A 17,986-nucleotide genomic window follows, 5' to 3' on the forward strand; every position below is an offset into this window, starting at 1 on the left:
ATGTGGTAAATTTTTTGATTCACACGTGTTACTTTTGCAAAGAGTTATATACCTTATTGCTAATGATATTTTAGAAGGAAGGACATATTATGAGTGAAAAAATTGGAATTTTAGCTATTGGACACGGCAGCAGATTACCATACAGCAATCAGGTGGTCACTGAGCTTGCTAACATGATCTCAGAGAAACATCCGGAATATGTTATAAAAATAGGCTTCGTAGAGCACAGTGAACCTACGGTTGAAGAAGCACTCATGTCATTTAAAGGCACAGGTGTAACAAAAATAGCTGCAACACCCGTATTCATGGCATCTGGAGTCCACCTCACTGAGGATATTCCGGGGTTTCTTAAGCTGGACCCTGAGACCAACGAAGGTGAGATCGAATTTGATGGACAGAATGTCAAAATTGTCTATGCCAAACCTCTTGGAAGTGACAGGCTTATTGCAGATATTATTTTCAAGAGAGCACAGGAAGCTCTTTAAGTTGTGTCAATGGCACAACTCTTTTGTTTATACAGAACCAGACAATCAAATTCTATAGCCAATTCCAAAACGCAGGATCAGGCAAGAACAGCTTTTTCTATCAATGACTTTGGACTGACTTATTTCTGCAGCATCTAAAGCAATGATTCATATTTCTGAATGATCATTATAAGGAGTTATATCTGTTTTCTTGGCCTCTTGTATTCCCTTTTTTGAACGCCTGAAAAGTCTTTTCCCGGTGAATTTGGGCTTTCAAGCCTCTCAAGATCATTATCTTTGTAAGCCTGTATTGCATCTGCAACTGAACCTGTAGTGAAAAGCAAAGTATCTATGCCTTTTGAAGATAGCATTGAGAAAACATTTAATCCAACAAATCTTGTAATGACTATATCAATCTCTCTGTTGAGAATCATCTGAGCTGCCTGAATACCCGCACCATCTGAAGCGGAAGTACTTTTGAGGATTTCGATAAACTACCATCAATACTCATACAATTCAATAAAATTTAAATAATAGCAAAGCAAATTTACTATTATGGATTCTTTTACTGATTTTGCCTTAAATGAAGAATATAAGCGTCTCCAATCTGTCGGAGATAAGCTTGCTGAAATTGAATATTTAGTAGATTGGAAGCCTTTTCGCCCTATTCTGGAGTCAATGTACATAAACAGAACAGCTTCAGGCGGACGGCCTGAAGCTGATGTTATTGTAATGTTCAAGATGCTTGTTCTGCAACAATGGCATGGTCTTTCTGATGCTGAGCTTGAAAAGCAGTGTATTGACAGGATATCCTTTAGGAAATTCCTGGGATTTCCTGAATATGTACCAGACAGTACAACTGTCTGGTCATTCAGGAAGAGAATTATCGACAATGGTAAAGAAAAAGCGGTGTGGGATGAAATGCAGAATCAGCTTGATGCTCTTGGTTTGAAGATTAAAAAAGGAATGATCCAGGATGCAACTTTTATTCACTCAGATCCAGGACATGCAAAAGCAGATGTACTCAGAGGAAAAGATGCGAAAACAAGAAGAAGCAAAGATGGAACCTGGACTAAGAAAAATGGTAAATCTCACTTTGGATACAAACTTCATACAATTATTGATAAGGATTATGAACTAATCAGAAGATTTGAGACAACAACTGCATCACTTCACGATTCACAGGTTGATCTGTCTGAAAAGGGTGAAGTGGTGTATAGAGATAAAGGATATTTTGGAGCAATAGCAAAAGGTTTTGCAGCAACAATGCAACGAGCTGTAAGAGGACATCCTTTAGGAATAATGGATATCCTCAGAAATGAAAGAATAAGTGTGAAAAGAGTCCCTTGCGAAAGAGTGTATGCAGTGACAAAAGAAATATTTAAAACCAGAAAGGTTCTTGTTACAACTGTAGAAAGAGTGAATGCAAAAATGTTGATGACAGCTTTTTGTTTTAATCTGCATCAATTGAGGACACTAAAAACCAAAGGAGTAATTTAGGATAGCGGGAGCTATACTAAAAATAAGGATTAATGAAGAGAAATTAAACAAAATGATAAAAAATGAGAGGATATAATTGAGTTTGAATACTTTAATGATCTAAAATGAGGGAATATCGAAATCCTCTTTTGTTTTTAAGAATTTCAAACTCCATGGAATCTGTATCCACGAGCACAAAGTACAAACATCTTCCAAAATGAGGATCAACAGGAGCATCAAAACTAGCCGATGTAGCTGTTACACATACTTTCATCAAATTTCCCCCTGGGTTTATGATTGTTTTCTTATTATTGCGCACAAAGATTCATACAAATAGAAACAAATGGTTTTATTCGTATAGTACTCATGAAATAAAAAGATAACCCAATTACTTATATATTTATTCTCAATAGAGCAAAAAGGTATTAGTAAAAAGAAACCAATCCCGATATCGAACACATAGCTATCAACAGAATTAAATTAGAAAGATAAATATTCTACTAAAACAATTTTCATTATATAATTTCAAGAAGTTGATCACATGAACAATACTGAAATATCAGAAAAACTCACAGAAATACTCGAACTTAGACATGAACCAGTTGCTGTAAAGATAATAAAGAAGGGAGAAAAGATTCCTGACGGATTTGACGAACCTGACAGCAATATAAGGCACTGCCAATCAATTATGCAAGCAAAAAACGGAGAATCTTTTGTTATTCCTGCCGACAAACACGCTTGCGTGGTTGGTGCTTCCAGCATGGGCCTGATGCCAACACCTCCCAAAGTAAAAGAAGGTGATTTCCATGCGAACCTAGGCATGTTCGAATGTGCCGACGCTGCAGCAAATATGATATCCCAACGTAGCGAACTGGAAGAAGGCAGTACAATCGCTACAGTCGTTGGTCCACTGAAGGAGTTTAAGATCAAACCTGATGTAGTGATCCTGGTGGATCTTCCTGAGACACTTTACTGGCTTGTTCCCGCAGCTACCTTCTTTGAAGGAGGCAGGCAGGACTTCAGCACAGCAGCTTTCCAGGCCACATGCGTGGATTCTACAATTATTCCTCTCCTCACAGGAAAAATGAATATGAGCCTCGGATGCTACGGATGTCGCAGATCCACAGATATAGGAAAAGACGAAATGATTGCAGGAATTCCTTATGGAAACCTCGAGAAAATGATTGAATCTCTTGATAAAATACACGACGGGCCAATGCAAAAAGCAAGACCAAAGTGATCTTAAGTTTCTTTAAAGGAAAGGGTTGGACACAACACCCATTCCTTTTATCTCATATGAGGGAATATACTCCCCCATATGACTTAGCTTAGGTCACTCTGGTGGTTTTTGAATGAAATGTGCTTACTGCGATGATAAGATGTGCCGTGAAGGCAAGGACTGTGCAGGCATAACTGATGATATCAATTATGAAGGAACTGAACTTGAATCAATGCAAACTTCAGCTGCCATCGAAGCCCGGTATTATATGCAAAAAACAAGACTGGAAGAAATAATCCTATACTCAAAAGAAATGGGATACAAAAGATTAGGTCTTGCTTTCTGTGTGGGTATGGAAAGAGAAGCAAAGATAGTTCAAAAAATACTGGAAAAGCATTTTAATGTATTCTCTGTGTGCTGCAAGGTTTCCAGTATTAACAAAGAGGACTATGACCTCGAAAAACTCCACCCTGAAACTTTTGACCCAACCTGTAATCCAATAGGTCAGGCAATGATGCTTGAAAAGAAGAAAACACAGCTAAACATCATCATAGGCCTCTGCATAGGCCATGATATTTTATTCACCCAGCATTCAGCTGCTCCGGTTACAACTTTTATAGTCAAGGACCGTGTGCTTGCACATAACCCGGCAGGTGTAATCTATTCAGGTTATTACCTGAAAAATGTTTTCGGCATTACTGACTGATTTTGAGGCTATAGAATGAAATTAACCGTTATTTACGATAATGAAGCAAACGAAGGCTTACAAAGTGGATGGGGATTTGCCTGCTTAATAGAAACAGATGAGCATAACATACTCTTTGATACAGGGTGGGATGGCCACATACTTCTTGATAACATGAATAAGTTATCCATTGATCCGAAGTCCATCGACATCCTCATCATTTCTCACCAACACTGGGACCATATGGGCGGTGTAAGCACTTTTCTAAATGAAAATCCGGATGTTAATATATATGTACCTGCAAGTTTTTCAGCCAATCTCAAAAAAGAGATGGCATCAAAAGGAAATGGAAAACTGTATGGAATAAAGGCTCCTCAGGAAATATGCAATAATATCTACACCACAGGAGAACTTGGGAAAGATATAAAAGAACAATCTCTGGTGCTGAAATCTGAAAACGGCCTTTATGTCCTTACTGGCTGCGCACATCCAGGTCTTTCCCCAATAATAGAAGCTGCATCTTCTTTTGGCGATGTAACTGGCATCTTTGGTGGTTTACATGACAGCCAGGAATATGGATTATTCAAAAATATGCAACTGATAGGTGCAGGACATTGTACATCGCATAAAGATGCTATAAGAAAAATGTACCAGGATAAATTTGTAAAGATATTCGCCGGCTATTCCATAGACATCTAAGATGTCACAAACCATTTGTAAATACGGAAGAAACACAGAAGATAAATATTGTAAAGCATCCTGAGACCGGACAGCTCTGGGAGAGCTGCAATAACATATAATAGAATACTGGATTTTTTAATTTTTAATGAATTAAAACCAAGTAATTCAGTACATATGACAGTACTGAATTACATTATAAATATTAACAGGCGTAACTGCCGAACATCGATTTTGCAGACTCTACCAGATCAGGCAACATAGCCACAGGAATACCCATAATCATTTCCTCATCCTGTATCTCTGTGTATTTTCTGCTTCCACTGCAACCGATAGTGACACCAGCTTCACCGGTTAGATATGGATAGGCAACACCGTCTGCACAGACACTTTGTTTACCTGCAAAGCCTGCATTGACACGGCCTCCTGTTTTGTGAAGCAAAGCCTGTGATAGCTCCATGACCTGTCCGGGCTTAGCGATTATGAGAACCACATCTGGTGCGAATGTAGCTTTTTCAAGCGGCGAATAAAGAATGGCTTTGACAGAATTAGCTGGTACCATTGGAACTCTCTCCATGGTTGACTTTGCAGAATCAAGAGAAGCAAAGTGGTTCAGATTAAAATAAACTTCACCGTTCTTGAGTTTAGGACTCATTTCCGTCAACCCCATGACAGCAGCTCCACCTTTACACATCTGATTATCAAGCAAAGAATAGAACTGGGTACCCAACCTTCTTGAGTTGTCTACCATCTGACAGTGCCTTGTTTTTTCATCTATCTGGGGAATTTCCGCAGGAATCTCTTCGTCAGCCTGTACCAGATGGACAGCAACCGGAGATGTTGTTATTTGAAGAATATCTATGAGTTCTTTGCCTAGAATTTGAATTTTTTCGTTGTCCATTGTGATCTCCCCTATTAAATAAAAGATTATGATGTAAGTGTGTACGCAGTATACATGTTTCTGGATGTGCACAAAGCATGCACTACTACGGATGTGCACATAGTATGCACAACTGATATATGAAGTTTACCACCCAAATACAGAAAATTTGAATAATACCGAATTAGGAAAGATAATCATATGAGCAACATAGCAACTATCAATTTAGTATTTAAATGGTTTGGGTTTTGCTTATATATTTCCTCCCACTTGTGTATAATATAGCAGAAAAACACGATAAACAGATATGTTGAGATCCTTACTCAAAAATCCAAAATATTGCCAGAATTAGATAGCAATACAAAGAAAATATCCCAGTTGTCGTGAATACTGACAAACAAATAGGCTGCATACATCTTTCTTTTGAAATGATGTACCAATAAGGTATTGTCATAATGCTCTGCAGGAGTATTTGAAGAAATCTGTTGCCTTGTTCAAAACTTTGAAAGCGAGGTATCGCTGGTGCCACGAGGAATTTGAAGCATAAGTCTAGGATATAAGGGAAAACTTATCGGAATATCAATTTCCAGTTATTTTATTGGTCATTGATACTGAAAATCAAATCATCACTGATACCACTACTAAGATGTTAAACCCACATCAAGCGAAAAATGAGAAAATACGAAGAGTGATTTTATGTCAGATAATTACAAATGGTTTCTAAAAGATGCAGTCGTGGATAAAGGCATGTGCACATTTTGTGGTGCATGTGCTGCAGTTTGCCCATATGATATCATCGATTTTGATGAGAATGGTGCCAAAATAAAAGATGAATGCTACAGAAATGGAGAAGGTGCATGCAAAGATGTCTGCCAGAGAGTGATGACAGATGCAGCGCGTATCTCTATGAATGTATTTAATTTCAAAGCAAGGCCACCGACACTCATTGGCCAATATGAAAGAATAGTTGCTGCACGTGCAACAGACCCACAGATACTAGAGAATGGACAGGATGGCGGAGCTGTTACAGCCCTCCTTGCATACTGCTTTGATAATGGACTCATAGATGGTGCTTCCATCATTGCGGGATTATCCAAACCCAATGTCCGAATTGTAACTAACAAAGATGAACTGTTAGAATCCCAAGGTGCCAAGTACTCAACCATACCTGTTATGAGTGCTCTTCGTCACATAGGGGATGAACTCGACAATGTTGCAATGGTAGGTTTACCCTGTCAAACCTATGGAGCAAGAAGAACACAATTCTTCAAAGGACTTAATGTTCACCCGATAGAAGTTGGAATGAACGGTGAAAAGACATCACTGCCAAATGTACCTTACGTTATAGGTCTTTTCTGTATGGAGAATTTCAATTTTGAAAAATTATCCTCTTACCTCATGGATGCAGGTGTAGATTTAAGCAAGGTCAAAAAGTATGCCATACGCCTGGATGAACTCATAGTGAACACAGATGAAGATGAATTTAAGTTCAACATCAAGGATCTGCATGATTGCGTATGGGAAGGATGCCGTGTATGCCGTGATGCTGTTTCAAAAGTAGCAGATATCTCAGCAGGCTATGCTGGCAGCTCAATGGGATGGACAACCCTCATTGCAAGAAATATGAAGGGACTTGAACTTCTTGAGAAAGCAGAAAAAGCAGGATATATTGAAACTTCAGCAGATATTGATACTGATCAGATCGAAGAGTTTGCCAGTATCAAGATGGAACGCTTCAAGAAGGAACTCAAAAAACGTCTTGACGCTGAGATTCCGGTAAACCACTATTGGGTACGGGATTATCCAGGTGTGCGACCTGAAGTTAATGGAACGAATTTTGTCAAGATAAAAACAAATTCAGGTATAGTGAATCATGACTATATGGCCAAAGTTACAAGACTTGCCGAGAAATATGGAGATGGCACTCTTGAACTTACCTCGCGAAAAAGTATTGAGATACAGGGTGTAAAAGGTGAGGACGTAGACGAACTTATGAGTGAAATATACTCAAGCGGCCTGAACACCATCGGAATGGGTTATGCAACAGCATGCCCGGGTAATACATATTGTCCGGAAGGTCTTGTAAATACTAAAGACCTGGCTAATGAGCTTACAATGTTGTTCGCCCAGAAGAACATGCCACATAAAATGAAGATAGGTGTGGCAGGTTGCCCCAATAACTGTGTTCGTGCACATAACAATGATATTGGCATCATAGGTCAACTCTACCCTACAATAGACCTGGACAAATGCACCGGTTGTGGCAGATGTGAAGAACTTTGTAAGGTCAATGCTATCTCCATTGAAAAGGGTAAATCTGTAATAGACCGCGATCTCTGTATCAATTGCGGATGGTGTGTCCGGGGTTGTCCGCACGAAGGTGCCATTGAAGGTCAACGTGGATTCTCCGTCTGGATCGGCGGTAATAGTGCGAGAAGACCCACAGAGGGAATTCTCCTGAAATCATTCTGCACCCCCGATGAAATTCCTGAGATCGTTGAGAGTGTCCGCTTACATTTCCTCAAACACAGAACACAACCAGGCAAAGAACGCCTTGGCAATATTATGGAAAAAGTAGGAAAAGGAGAATTTGTAAGCACGATGTAAGCTTACTTTCCTTTTTTACACTCTTAAAACCGAATAAATTAATAAAATAATGAATCTGCTGTTCTATAAACCCCAAAGTCGGGTTCAGATTCACTATTACTTTTTCTGACTGATTTAATAAAATATAAGATAACAGTGACGACAGTATTCTGATTAAAGTCTGATTAATTCAGTCATCAGGATATATATTCAAAAGTTCATTGTAAAACTCAGTTAATACTACCTTATAAACAATATATATAGGAATAGCAAGTATCATCCCCAGAGCGCCCAGCATATCGGCGAAGATAAGGATCAACAGGATACTAAGCAAAGGATTTACAGCTACTTTTCCTGATATCATGAAAGGTATCAGGTAGAGATTATCCACAAGCTGGGCAATGATAACAGTAATGACTGCAAACAATGCAATGGTAGGACTGACAATAAAGCCAACTATCACTGCCGGAATAGCCCCAATTATCGGACCTATATATGGCACGATATTAAGCAAACCTGCAAGGGCACCCAAGAAAAACCAGCCATTGATGCCTGCAAGATAGAAACCAATGCAACAAATAAATCCTACAATAACACTTTCAAGTATCTTGGCAGAGAAAAAATCACGAAGTCTTTTTCCAATATCTGAAATTGACAGATCTACACTTTCCTGATATTTCACCGGAAAAATCTCAATCAACTCCCTGATCATCACATCCTTTTTCGAGAAATAGATACGGAACATCAAAGGTATAACAAGCAAACCGGTGAAAATGAAATAAGATAATTTCGAAAATATGGATGAAAGAAAATTGAATATATAATCACCAATGGACGTCAGATCGTCGGCAGAAAGGATCGGCCTCCCATCTGGAGAAGAGAGTAAGTATCCATAATTTGAAATTATGTCGGAGGTACCTGTTTCATATTGCTTTTGAGAACTGCTTATCAAATTACCCATATCATACAACTGACCCAGTAGAAGTAGATAAAATAAAAGGAAAACAAAAATAACAACCGTGATCGCATATATCCTTCTGACCCACAGGGATTTATGCCCAAAATGTTTATTGAATTCAATAAGAGTTCTGTCAGTTACAAGAACAAGGATACAACCAACGATAAGAACAATGAACAAATTCTCAAAATGGAAAAGTATAATAAAAAATGTAGTCAAAAATGCAAACACGATGAGCATTATGCTCCATACTTTGGAATTCGTAGTTAATGCCATACTTTTACCTGCAAATAATCTAACTATCTACAGGATTTCTTTTTATAAATAATTCTGTCATGGAGCGCAGAACAGATTTTAAGACGTCTTCTTTTTCAGACTCGAAATTTGTCCCATTTACTGAATCTATAGAACCTTTATCAGATGAATATTCCATGCTGTTTCCCCCCATATCCACAACAACTATATCGTCTTCAAAAGTCTCAGTTGTTTTGCCAGTTATAGCGAAACTACCGAACCCACTTGTTGTTGACATAAAAGAGATATTACCGCTACTGTCATTCACAACTTTGGCAGGGAACGATTTCCAGTTAGAGCTACTGTACAGGTTCAGACGCACAGAATCAACATCGATGTTGTTCTCATCTATCCATTTCTTACCAACATGGAAAATAATGCGAGTATCATCCATTTTATTTTCCAGCCCTGTCTTCCCAGTAATGATATTAGCATAATAATAAACGACGTCATCAGGATTTTCTGAAACAGATGATGACCTGTTATTCAGAACTTCAATTGTAGTCTTAACATAACCTGCATTGACAGCCGAATTAAATTCAAGAGAATCTATAGGATTCTGCCCATCAGGGAATGAAAACTTTGTGGTCACACCCTTGTTAACTACCTGCATGCTGACATCTTTTACTTTGATATTACTGTAATCTTCACCTGAAGAAACAGAACCTGAAGAGCTTCCACCACCACTACCTCCTGATATTATTTGAGAAGGTGTTGACGTAGCTACCCAGTACCATTGCTTCCATATACTGCCATTATCATTGGAAACATGGACCTTAAGACTATAATTTCCTGTTTCGGAAACAGATGGAATACAGCTTGAACTATTTGCATCATTATAGGTGCTGAGCAGTTCATCATCCAGATACCATATAATATCTGAAGTTTCGCTTATATTAACTGAAAATTCAGGTGCACGGTCAAGCCTGGAACTTAGACCTTCAGAATCCGGTGAAAAGACCACGTCAAAATCAGGAATGACTTCCAGACACCATGTATTATTTAAAATATCAGTACCGTCATCAACAATGACTGTCAGATTATAAGAGGCAGCTTCATCCTCTAAAGCTGAATATATAGAGGAGTTACATAAAAAATCCTGCTGTACAATGACTCCATCAAGCAACCAGGTTACATCTGATGACAGGGCAGCATCAACTGAAAAGTTAACAGTTTCACCTGTGTGAAAGGAGAAATTAGTAGCAGAGGGAGAAAATACAACACTGCCTGCTGCAGAAGCAGGAAGAATTATCAATCCAAGAGCAACAATTAACAGAAAAAAACGAAAGGAAACTGACGTAAAAGTAGTCTTCAAAAATGTCCACCTCACAAAGGACTGTATTCTTTAGATGTTTCCCATTTAGCATTCAGAAGATTTGAAATTGTGGAAGAGAATTCTTCCCCGTTAGTCCATACAGCAGTCAGATCAGCTTCACCATCATCTTCCTTTATGGTATCCACAAGCATTTCAGAATTATCTACAACGACAACAAAACTTTTGAGCTCCAATGGATTATTTTTCATAGAATCTACCCTGATAGATGCAAAAGGAACTAGGTGATGGATCTTTCTTGCCTCGTCATCACATGAACTAATAATCCGGATACTAACACCCTCATCAGCAGTCTTTTTGTTAAAAATACCAATGATCGTAGTGTAATCTTTTTTGAGGGACACATACTTTTCTACAAGGCTCAGGAAAGGTGTTGAAGAACTCAGTATCAGGACATCTTTTTCTGCACTTTCGAGCATCTGTATAACCTTATCTGTAACATTCCTGATACCATTGATAGTCCAGATAAGTTCTTCCGCATTATCGCAAGAAGATTTACCATACATATTGTTCAATTCATCGAGAACACCATCACATTCATCCTTATAATCGCGTTTCAGTTTCGCAATGGCATCCTTAGGAGGAATACATCTGTAACGCATTGGTTTTGTATTCTGGAATTCAATGATACCTCTTTTTTCCAGCTTTTTGAGGGCACCATATATAGCAGAATTGGGAACACCGGAATCCAGATGCAAAGCTGATACTGTTGCACTTTCGTTTTTCACAAGAGCCACAAAGACCTTTGCCTCATATGATGTAAAACCGAGATTCTGGAGAGATGTTAAAAGCATTGTGATGATATCACCCTCATTAATTGTAAAGGAAAAAAAATAAAGAAAAGGAGATCACTTGTCTCCTTCTTTCTTACCCATGTATTTTTTAACACCTACAAAGACAGCTCCAAGAATCAACAGGACCACTACAATTCCGATATACTTACCCATACCTGATCCTGAAGAACCTGCAGGAAGAGTTTCAGTCTGGATCTTAACAGTGTCTGATATCTGGCTGTGTCCATCGGTATCCTCGTATTTGATCTCACTATTGATGGCATAGTTCTTTGATACTGCTGTTTCGTCCACCTTCAGTTTGAATACAGCCTCTGCAGTCTCACCTGGTGCAATTGAACCAAGGAATGACTGGTCATCGGTTGTGCTGAACGGATCAGCAGCACTTATCCTGACAGTGGCATCTTTCACAGCTTCTTCACCTGTATTCTTGTAAACAACACGCAGAAGTCCCTCTGAGCCAGCTTCGAGCTCACCAGTCACGTTAACGACTTCAAAATCAGCTTCATCCTCTACAATGACCGAGATGTTCTGCATCTGCTGGCCAACAGCATACCAAAGTCCAACTTCCATGTTAGTGATACCGAGATCAGTCTCATTGTCACCATCTATCTGGACATTTTCCTGATATCCATAATACAATTGCAGACTGAGAGGATATTCTCCAGCCGGAGCATTCTTTGAAACCTCGATGTTAAACATGACAGGATCCTCGGTTTGTTCACCGGATACTAAAGTACCTGCTTCCTGCGGACCTGACTTTACCCTGACATCAGGGCCTTCTGATACAAGGATTGCAACAATACCAATAGCTGTTGTCCTCTGGGATTCATAACCCATCTCAGTCTGCTGGATCTTCTGTTCAAGATCAGAGGAATCATCAGCTTCATCATCTGACTCAAAACCCGTTATAACGCCTTTGTTCATCAGGTTGATATTAAGAGTAACTTCATCACCACGTGAGAACTCATTATCACCTATCAGAGTTGCGGACACATCCGGACCTCCAAAGACAGTGTAGTAATTGTCATCGAAATTGAAGTACTCCGGAAGTTCCAGATTCACTGTTGTCATTTCAGCCTGCACAGGCAGTGACATGAGCACCATCATTAGTAATGATGCTGTAACGATTCTTTTAATGTTGATAACTTTCATAAGATCCCTCAGATCAGTCATTAGAATTATTTGATCCATTTTTTCTTCTGTTTTTGATAATCAGTACTATTCCCATAACCACAAGTCCCACAAGTGCAAGACCCGTTATATTGAGCTTTCTTTCAGGTTGCTTCAGATCTACATTTATTTTCATATTATCTGAAAACGCATCTTCACCATCTTCATCAGTATACTTGATCTCACTGTCAATACCATAATTCTTCTCAACAGCCTGGAAATCAGAAGTGATATCAAATGATACGGTGCTGCTTTCACCCGGCTGCACTGTACCAAGTGACTGTGTTGAACGGTCAGTACTCAGTGGGTCCATTACAATCAATCTTGCAACTGCATCTTCTGCAGGAAGTTCACCGATGTTGGTATAAGTAATATTGAGAGTGTCAGTATTGCCTGCTGTAATATTTCCTGAAACACTGCTAACTTCAAATTTTGCTTCAGGCATTATAACAACAGGAATCTGAATCGTTTGCTCAACTGTTTCATAATAATTTGCATGATCCAAATCCGGCATTCCAAGTATGACAGATTCACCGCCTGTCATTCTTACATCTTGCACATATTCGTAATTCAGTGGCATTTCCAGCAAATACATTCCCGCAGGAGCATTATCTGATATCGTTACCGTGAAGATGAAAGGATCTTTTGATAATTTACCGGGACGCAATTCCTCCATTGTCTGGCTATCTGTAGCAGCATCTATCTCAATCAGATCAGTGGAAGAAAGAAGACTTGCTTTTATTCCGTATGCTGTTGTCCTCTGTATCTCGTACTGTAACTCCGTAAGAGATAACTGGTGAGCATTTCCTGAAGTTTCGACAACTGTGGCGGATTTGAAACCATACAATACACCCTTGTTGGATAGCATGACTCTTATCTGAGCAGTCTCACCACGTTCGAATTCAGTGTCTCCGATAACGGAGGCATATATCTCAGGCTCCCCGTAAACCTTGTAGTAATTATTCGTATATTCATAGGTTGGAGCTATGTATTCCTTCGCGGATACCGAAGGCATCAGCACAAAGGTAGCTGCAAGAAGGATACATAGCACTAAGGGGATAATATACAATTTTAATTTGTCAACTTTTTTGTATCTGCCATTCATGTGGTTATACCCTCCGGAATGGTGTTTGATTCATGTGTATCAATTTGTTTGAATTCGTAACCTGCTGCATGTGCTCTTCTTTTTTCCCTGAACTTGTCAAGTGTGACAATTACAGGAGGGAAGATCACAAACGTAGCCAACAGCGCCAGGAATACGTCTATAACTGTTATCAGGCCAAAATTACTGGTAATACTAAATGGTGATGCGATCAGCGCTGAAAAACCAAATACAGTGGTTGCACCGGATGTGACAATGGCTTTCCCGATCTTAACACTCGCTTCCTCCATTGCCTGCTCAGGGCTTGCACCCTTTTTCTTTTCCTCAAAATAACGTTCCATCATAAGGATAGCATATTCTGAACCTACTCCAAGAATGAGTGCACCAAGGGTCGCGGTCATAGGAGTATATTCCAGACCAGTATAATACATTAGACCACCAGACCAGCCAACTACCATTATCATGGTAATCACCGGAGTTAAGGCCTTCAAGAGATCACGGTATATTACAAGCAGACCTCCAAACACCAATACGATTCCCAGTAATGTCATCATTGTTCTGCCGGACGTAAGAGCACCTATAACCTCGACAAAGACAACCGAATTTCCGGTTATGGTTACTTCTGTTCCGGGAGGAGGAGCCATCCAAAGGATATCATCTTCTACTACATCAGTAAGTTCTCCGATACCCACGAGTCCAAGCTCATCCATTGCATTGCCAATCTCCAGATTAAACAGAAGTATAGAATTTCCATGAAGATAACTTTCTTTCTGGATATCAGGCATCTGCTCATACAACATGGCAACTTCAGCCGAGCTATCAGGAATTTCTCCACCGTTCTGGGACTTGATCAAGTCAACAATACTACTTGAACCATAAATATTGCTCCTTCCTTCCACTTCATGCTGCGAGAACTCATCCATCCATTCAAGCAACTCCGGATCGGTATTGTCATCTGTTTTTATGATCAGGTTTAACTGGTCCACCCCACCCAGAATATCGCTCATGTGCGTCAGATCAATCAATGCAGGAAGATCCTGGGGTACAAAGGTTTGTGTATCGGTCTGAATGGGAACCATGGTATCTACGGCAAGTCCGCCAAGACAAAGGGAACCTGCAATCGCTATAACCAGTACCGAATGCTTCATTGAAAAGCCAGATATGCCCTTAAGTGCCTTTTCCAGGAAGTCAGGCTCATGTTCAGATGCTTCCATTGAAGATACTTTATTCTCAGCAGATGACTTTTTCAGTCCGAGTTTTGAGAGTATATTTTTCTCTGAAAGTTTATGGAAGCCATATAGTACTGTAACTCCCACAAACAATGAGGATAAGAAACACATCGCGATACCGATCATCAAAAGTTTTCCGAAATCCTGTATCATTGGAACAGTTGATGTAAACAATGAAAAGAAACCAAGGGCAGTTATTATCAATGCGATCAAAACTGCAGGACCGGTATGTTTAACGGTGTTTATTACTGCTTCTTCATCACTGCTACCATGCTCAAGTTCTTCTTCAATCCGATTATGGAACTGAATAGCATAATCAATACCAAGCCCGATAAGTACCGGAAAAGCGGACATTGAAACCATTGTCATGGGGATATCAAGATAGCCCATAGCTCCAAAAGTGAAAATGATACCAAGTATGACTATTGGAAGCGGAAGAAGTCTCCACCTTACATGTTTGAAGACAAGATATAGCACAACTATCATGAGAAGAACGGATAGCATGAGCAACGTACCCATACTGGTATTCATTGCTTCATTCATTTCAGTCATGAAAGCAGGATCACCAGTCACAATAACATTATAATCTCCCGGGAAATCAGCCATTTCTATAGATGTCCGTGTTTCCTTGAGTATCTCCGCTTTCTTATCGTCTGATGTGGTTGCTTCAACGACTACAGACATGGTAGCATGAGTTTCATCTGGAACAAAATAGGTAGGAACCGATGAACTGATAATTTCATCGATCACTTCAGCATCATCCGGGATTTTGCTTTTCCCCGTCATCTCATAATTAACATCTTTGATTATAGATGATGGAGAATTGACTTGAATTACTCCTGGAATATTGACTGCGGACTCATATGCCCTGTCCATTGCTTTGAGAAGCTCAGGACCTGTTACATCAGTGCCTTCTACCATTATTACAATGGATTCGGTACCAAAGAGATTCTGATAAAGATGATCAAAATCCTGGTATAACTGTGAGTTCTTGTCTACAAAAGTATCAGTTCCTGATGCCATCCCTATATACTGGGCACCCTGAAATGAAATAATCACAAAAAGAAACGTGATCAGCAGGATAGGTATAGTATTGCTTTCAATGAAGATACCCAGTTTTTCAAAGATGTTTTTAATGATAAACACTCCTTACGATTAATTATGATAATAAAAAAACTCTACCATAGTTGTTTTAATAATAGCCATAATAGATTCATGCCATATATAAAGGTTTTACCCCGTAATAAACTGATTAATAGTTAAAAGAAATTAGCAGGTAAAAAATCTGAAATAAATAAAATGAATGCACCATCAATCAACCTGCGTTCAAATGCAGAGTAAATAGGTTTGAGACATCCTCAAAAGGATGCCTCGTTTGGGGGTTGGATAGGGTGGTACTAAACTACACGACAAGCGTGTTGTTGATGGCACACAATATGAAGTACATCACTTTTAGTTAATAAGTCTTTCTATATATCGACAGATTTAATTTATTATTGTCTAACCTGACAATTATAATTCAAGATAAGCCAACCAGCTCACTTCAGAAGTAGAAATAAAAGTGTCGGGTAACAAAATAAAATAATCGATTATGCAATCAAACCTAACGAATGCTGTATATACAAAACCTCGATATAAGGGTTTCACTCTTAAAAAAACACATACGGAGTTACATTAAAAACTACATGAAGAAGTATGACTAACTCCTTTTACCCATTCCGATACCATACTTAAAACCAATGCCATGATCCTTATCCTCCATCAGTGACCCAAGGTCAACTGTATTTTCCTTAATCCAATCATCATCAAGATCCCGGATGGACATCTCATCAATATGAGATCTTAATAGTTCAACGGAAGATGTTGGTCTTTTTGAATTTTGCGAATTTGATTCCATTGTAAAACACTCATAAGACATTATTTGCAGATTGGCGACTATGTATAGTCAAGTTAGACGATAATGTGAATGGATAAAAAGATGTCCCTTTAAAATACCCATAAATCAATTCATCACAAGAAAACATCTTTATAGTTGTTTTAGCTTACAGATTAATAAGCATTTCACCCGCAAAAAAACAATCAAAAAGTGAAAACATGGACAATGAAAGAGAACTAAGAGACCTGGGACTTACAAAATATGAAGCATCTGCTTATTCAAATCTACTAAAAGAAGGAATTACGGGCGCTCAGGAGCTATCACGCAAATCGAACATACCTGTCGGGAAAATATACGAAGTTCTTTCCAATCTTAATAATATGGGACTTGTAGAATTCCAGAGGTCAAGACCAAGGAAATACAGGGCAGTTAAACCAACAATAGCCCTCAACAACCTCTTCACCAAAAAGGAAGAAGAAACAAAAAACGAACTGGAAAATTTCAAATTAAAGGTTGCAGAGCTGGAAACCAGATTCTCAGATATTGCACAGCCGGACCACACAGAAATACAGTTCTGGTCTACCCTGATAGGTGAAGAGGACATCATCAAGAACCTAAAAAATATGCTCGATGAAACTGAAAAAGAAATATTGCATGTGAAACCTGGAAGGATTGCAAAGATGATGATGCAGAAAAAATGCATTGACCATAATTCGCTGGTCCCCATGATTATTGATGAATTCATAAAGGCAGTAGAAAAGGATGTGAAGATCAAAACGATCATACCTCAAGAGTTTTTTATGACAGGCCTTAAAGAAAAACTTGACCACATACAGGACACAATGCTTAGAGCCATGATAAAAAAGAACATGGAAGTAAGGGTTCTTGACTGCGACTACGATTTCATCCTCATTGACGAGTATATCACCCACATACCCATTCCTGATCCCGCTCAGCCAAAAAAGATGTTTGGAGAACTGAAAGTGTACGATAAGGAATATGCAGGCAAATTGAAAGCTAAATTTGAGGAATTGTGGGCCAAAGGACAGAAAATTGATTTGAATCTTTGAAAAACTGTCACCAAGATATAATGCAATAAGTATAATCTTAACAAATCTTATTTAATATATAGAGAAAGTATATATTACAAGCCATCCATAAAATTAGTTAAGTCCATTAAATGAGCAGCAATGAGGCACAGGATATTCGCAGATGTGCAATTCCCCATGGTATTACAGA

The 17,986-nt window shown here is 38.9% G+C and carries 17 protein-coding genes; 7 read left to right on the plus strand and 10 right to left on the minus strand.

The genetic code is table 11. The annotated features are described in order from the left end of the window. The first annotated feature begins 89 nt into the window (after positions 1–89). Positions 90–485, plus strand: a complete 396-nt coding sequence (cfbA, locus tag WN948_RS03590; protein WP_342305630.1) for a sirohydrochlorin nickelochelatase — start codon at positions 90–92, stop codon at positions 483–485. A gap of 176 nt (positions 486–661) precedes the next feature. Here cfbA and WN948_RS03595 read toward each other — a convergent pair whose 3' ends face one another. Beyond that, entirely contained in the window at positions 662–955 is a 294-nt protein-coding gene (locus WN948_RS03595) for a NifB/NifX family molybdenum-iron cluster-binding protein (protein WP_342306529.1), read from the minus strand. 64 nt (positions 956–1,019) lie between these two features. Here WN948_RS03595 and WN948_RS03600 point away from each other — a divergent pair, with 64 nt between their 5' ends. Further along, a complete protein-coding gene (locus tag WN948_RS03600; RefSeq protein WP_342303665.1) occupies positions 1,020–1,964 on the plus strand; it encodes an IS5 family transposase in 945 nt (314 codons plus the stop codon). Positions 1,965–2,055: 91 nt separating this feature from the next. Here the strand turns inward: WN948_RS03600 and WN948_RS03605 are convergent, their stop codons facing one another. Then, positions 2,056–2,217: a NifB/NifX family molybdenum-iron cluster-binding protein gene (locus tag WN948_RS03605; RefSeq protein WP_342305631.1), complete on the minus strand. Its 162-nt coding sequence runs from the start codon at positions 2,215–2,217 to the stop codon at positions 2,056–2,058. Positions 2,218–2,484: 267 nt separating this feature from the next. On the opposite strand from WN948_RS03605, the gene WN948_RS03610 reads away from it, so the two are divergent. The 3 genes from WN948_RS03610 to WN948_RS03620 all read left to right on the plus strand — a co-directional run bounded on the left by WN948_RS03610 (position 2,485) and on the right by WN948_RS03620 (position 4,546). After that, a complete protein-coding gene (locus tag WN948_RS03610) occupies positions 2,485–3,183 on the plus strand; it encodes a DUF169 domain-containing protein (protein WP_342305632.1) in 699 nt (232 codons plus the stop codon). A gap of 112 nt (positions 3,184–3,295) precedes the next feature. Continuing rightward, positions 3,296–3,868, plus strand: coding sequence for a DUF1847 domain-containing protein (locus WN948_RS03615; RefSeq protein WP_342305633.1), 573 nt, complete (start codon positions 3,296–3,298; stop codon positions 3,866–3,868). Positions 3,869–3,883: 15 nt separating this feature from the next. After that, the gene (locus WN948_RS03620; RefSeq protein ID WP_342305634.1) at positions 3,884–4,546 is read left to right on the plus strand and encodes an MBL fold metallo-hydrolase; all 663 of its coding nucleotides are present in this window, start codon (positions 3,884–3,886) and stop codon (positions 4,544–4,546) included. 184 nt (positions 4,547–4,730) lie between these two features. Here WN948_RS03620 and WN948_RS03625 read toward each other — a convergent pair whose 3' ends face one another. Next, the gene (locus tag WN948_RS03625) at positions 4,731–5,426 is read right to left on the minus strand and encodes a DUF169 domain-containing protein (protein ID WP_342305635.1); all 696 of its coding nucleotides are present in this window, start codon (positions 5,424–5,426) and stop codon (positions 4,731–4,733) included. 675 nt (positions 5,427–6,101) lie between these two features. Here WN948_RS03625 and WN948_RS03630 point away from each other — a divergent pair. Then, on the plus strand, positions 6,102–8,012 hold the full coding sequence (locus WN948_RS03630; RefSeq protein ID WP_342305636.1) for a Coenzyme F420 hydrogenase/dehydrogenase, beta subunit C-terminal domain: 1,911 nt from the start codon (positions 6,102–6,104) through the stop codon (positions 8,010–8,012). A gap of 169 nt (positions 8,013–8,181) precedes the next feature. Here WN948_RS03630 and WN948_RS03635 read toward each other — a convergent pair whose 3' ends face one another. From WN948_RS03635 to WN948_RS03665, 7 genes are all read right to left on the minus strand, one after another. After that, complete coding sequence (locus WN948_RS03635) at positions 8,182–9,225, minus strand: AI-2E family transporter (RefSeq protein ID WP_342305637.1); 1,044 nt, start codon at positions 9,223–9,225, stop codon at positions 8,182–8,184. A gap of 19 nt (positions 9,226–9,244) precedes the next feature. Then, complete coding sequence (locus tag WN948_RS03640) at positions 9,245–10,558, minus strand: PGF-pre-PGF domain-containing protein (RefSeq protein ID WP_342305638.1); 1,314 nt, start codon at positions 10,556–10,558, stop codon at positions 9,245–9,247. 11 nt (positions 10,559–10,569) lie between these two features. Continuing rightward, entirely contained in the window at positions 10,570–11,370 is an 801-nt protein-coding gene (locus WN948_RS03645; RefSeq protein ID WP_342305639.1) for a helix-turn-helix domain-containing protein, read from the minus strand. A gap of 54 nt (positions 11,371–11,424) precedes the next feature. Beyond that, positions 11,425–12,561, minus strand: a complete 1,137-nt coding sequence (locus tag WN948_RS03650; RefSeq protein ID WP_342305641.1) for a hypothetical protein — start codon at positions 12,559–12,561, stop codon at positions 11,425–11,427. Then, entirely contained in the window at positions 12,536–13,645 is a 1,110-nt protein-coding gene (locus WN948_RS03655) for a hypothetical protein (RefSeq protein WP_342305642.1), read from the minus strand. Before WN948_RS03655 ends, WN948_RS03650 begins: the two co-directional genes overlap by 26 nt. After that, positions 13,642–15,960, minus strand: coding sequence for an RND family transporter (locus tag WN948_RS03660; RefSeq protein WP_342306530.1), 2,319 nt, complete (start codon positions 15,958–15,960; stop codon positions 13,642–13,644). Before WN948_RS03660 ends, WN948_RS03655 begins: the two co-directional genes overlap by 4 nt. 610 nt (positions 15,961–16,570) lie before the next feature. Continuing rightward, entirely contained in the window at positions 16,571–16,768 is a 198-nt protein-coding gene (locus WN948_RS03665; RefSeq protein WP_342305644.1) for a hypothetical protein, read from the minus strand. A gap of 197 nt (positions 16,769–16,965) precedes the next feature. Here WN948_RS03665 and WN948_RS03670 point away from each other — a divergent pair, with 197 nt between their 5' ends. Next, entirely contained in the window at positions 16,966–17,817 is an 852-nt protein-coding gene (locus tag WN948_RS03670) for a helix-turn-helix domain-containing protein (protein ID WP_342305645.1), read from the plus strand. The last annotated feature ends 169 nt before the right edge of the window (positions 17,818–17,986 follow it).

Origin of the sequence: Methanolobus sp. ZRKC5 (genome assembly GCF_038446525.1) — an archaeon.
Taxonomy (GTDB): domain Archaea; phylum Halobacteriota; class Methanosarcinia; order Methanosarcinales; family Methanosarcinaceae; genus Methanolobus.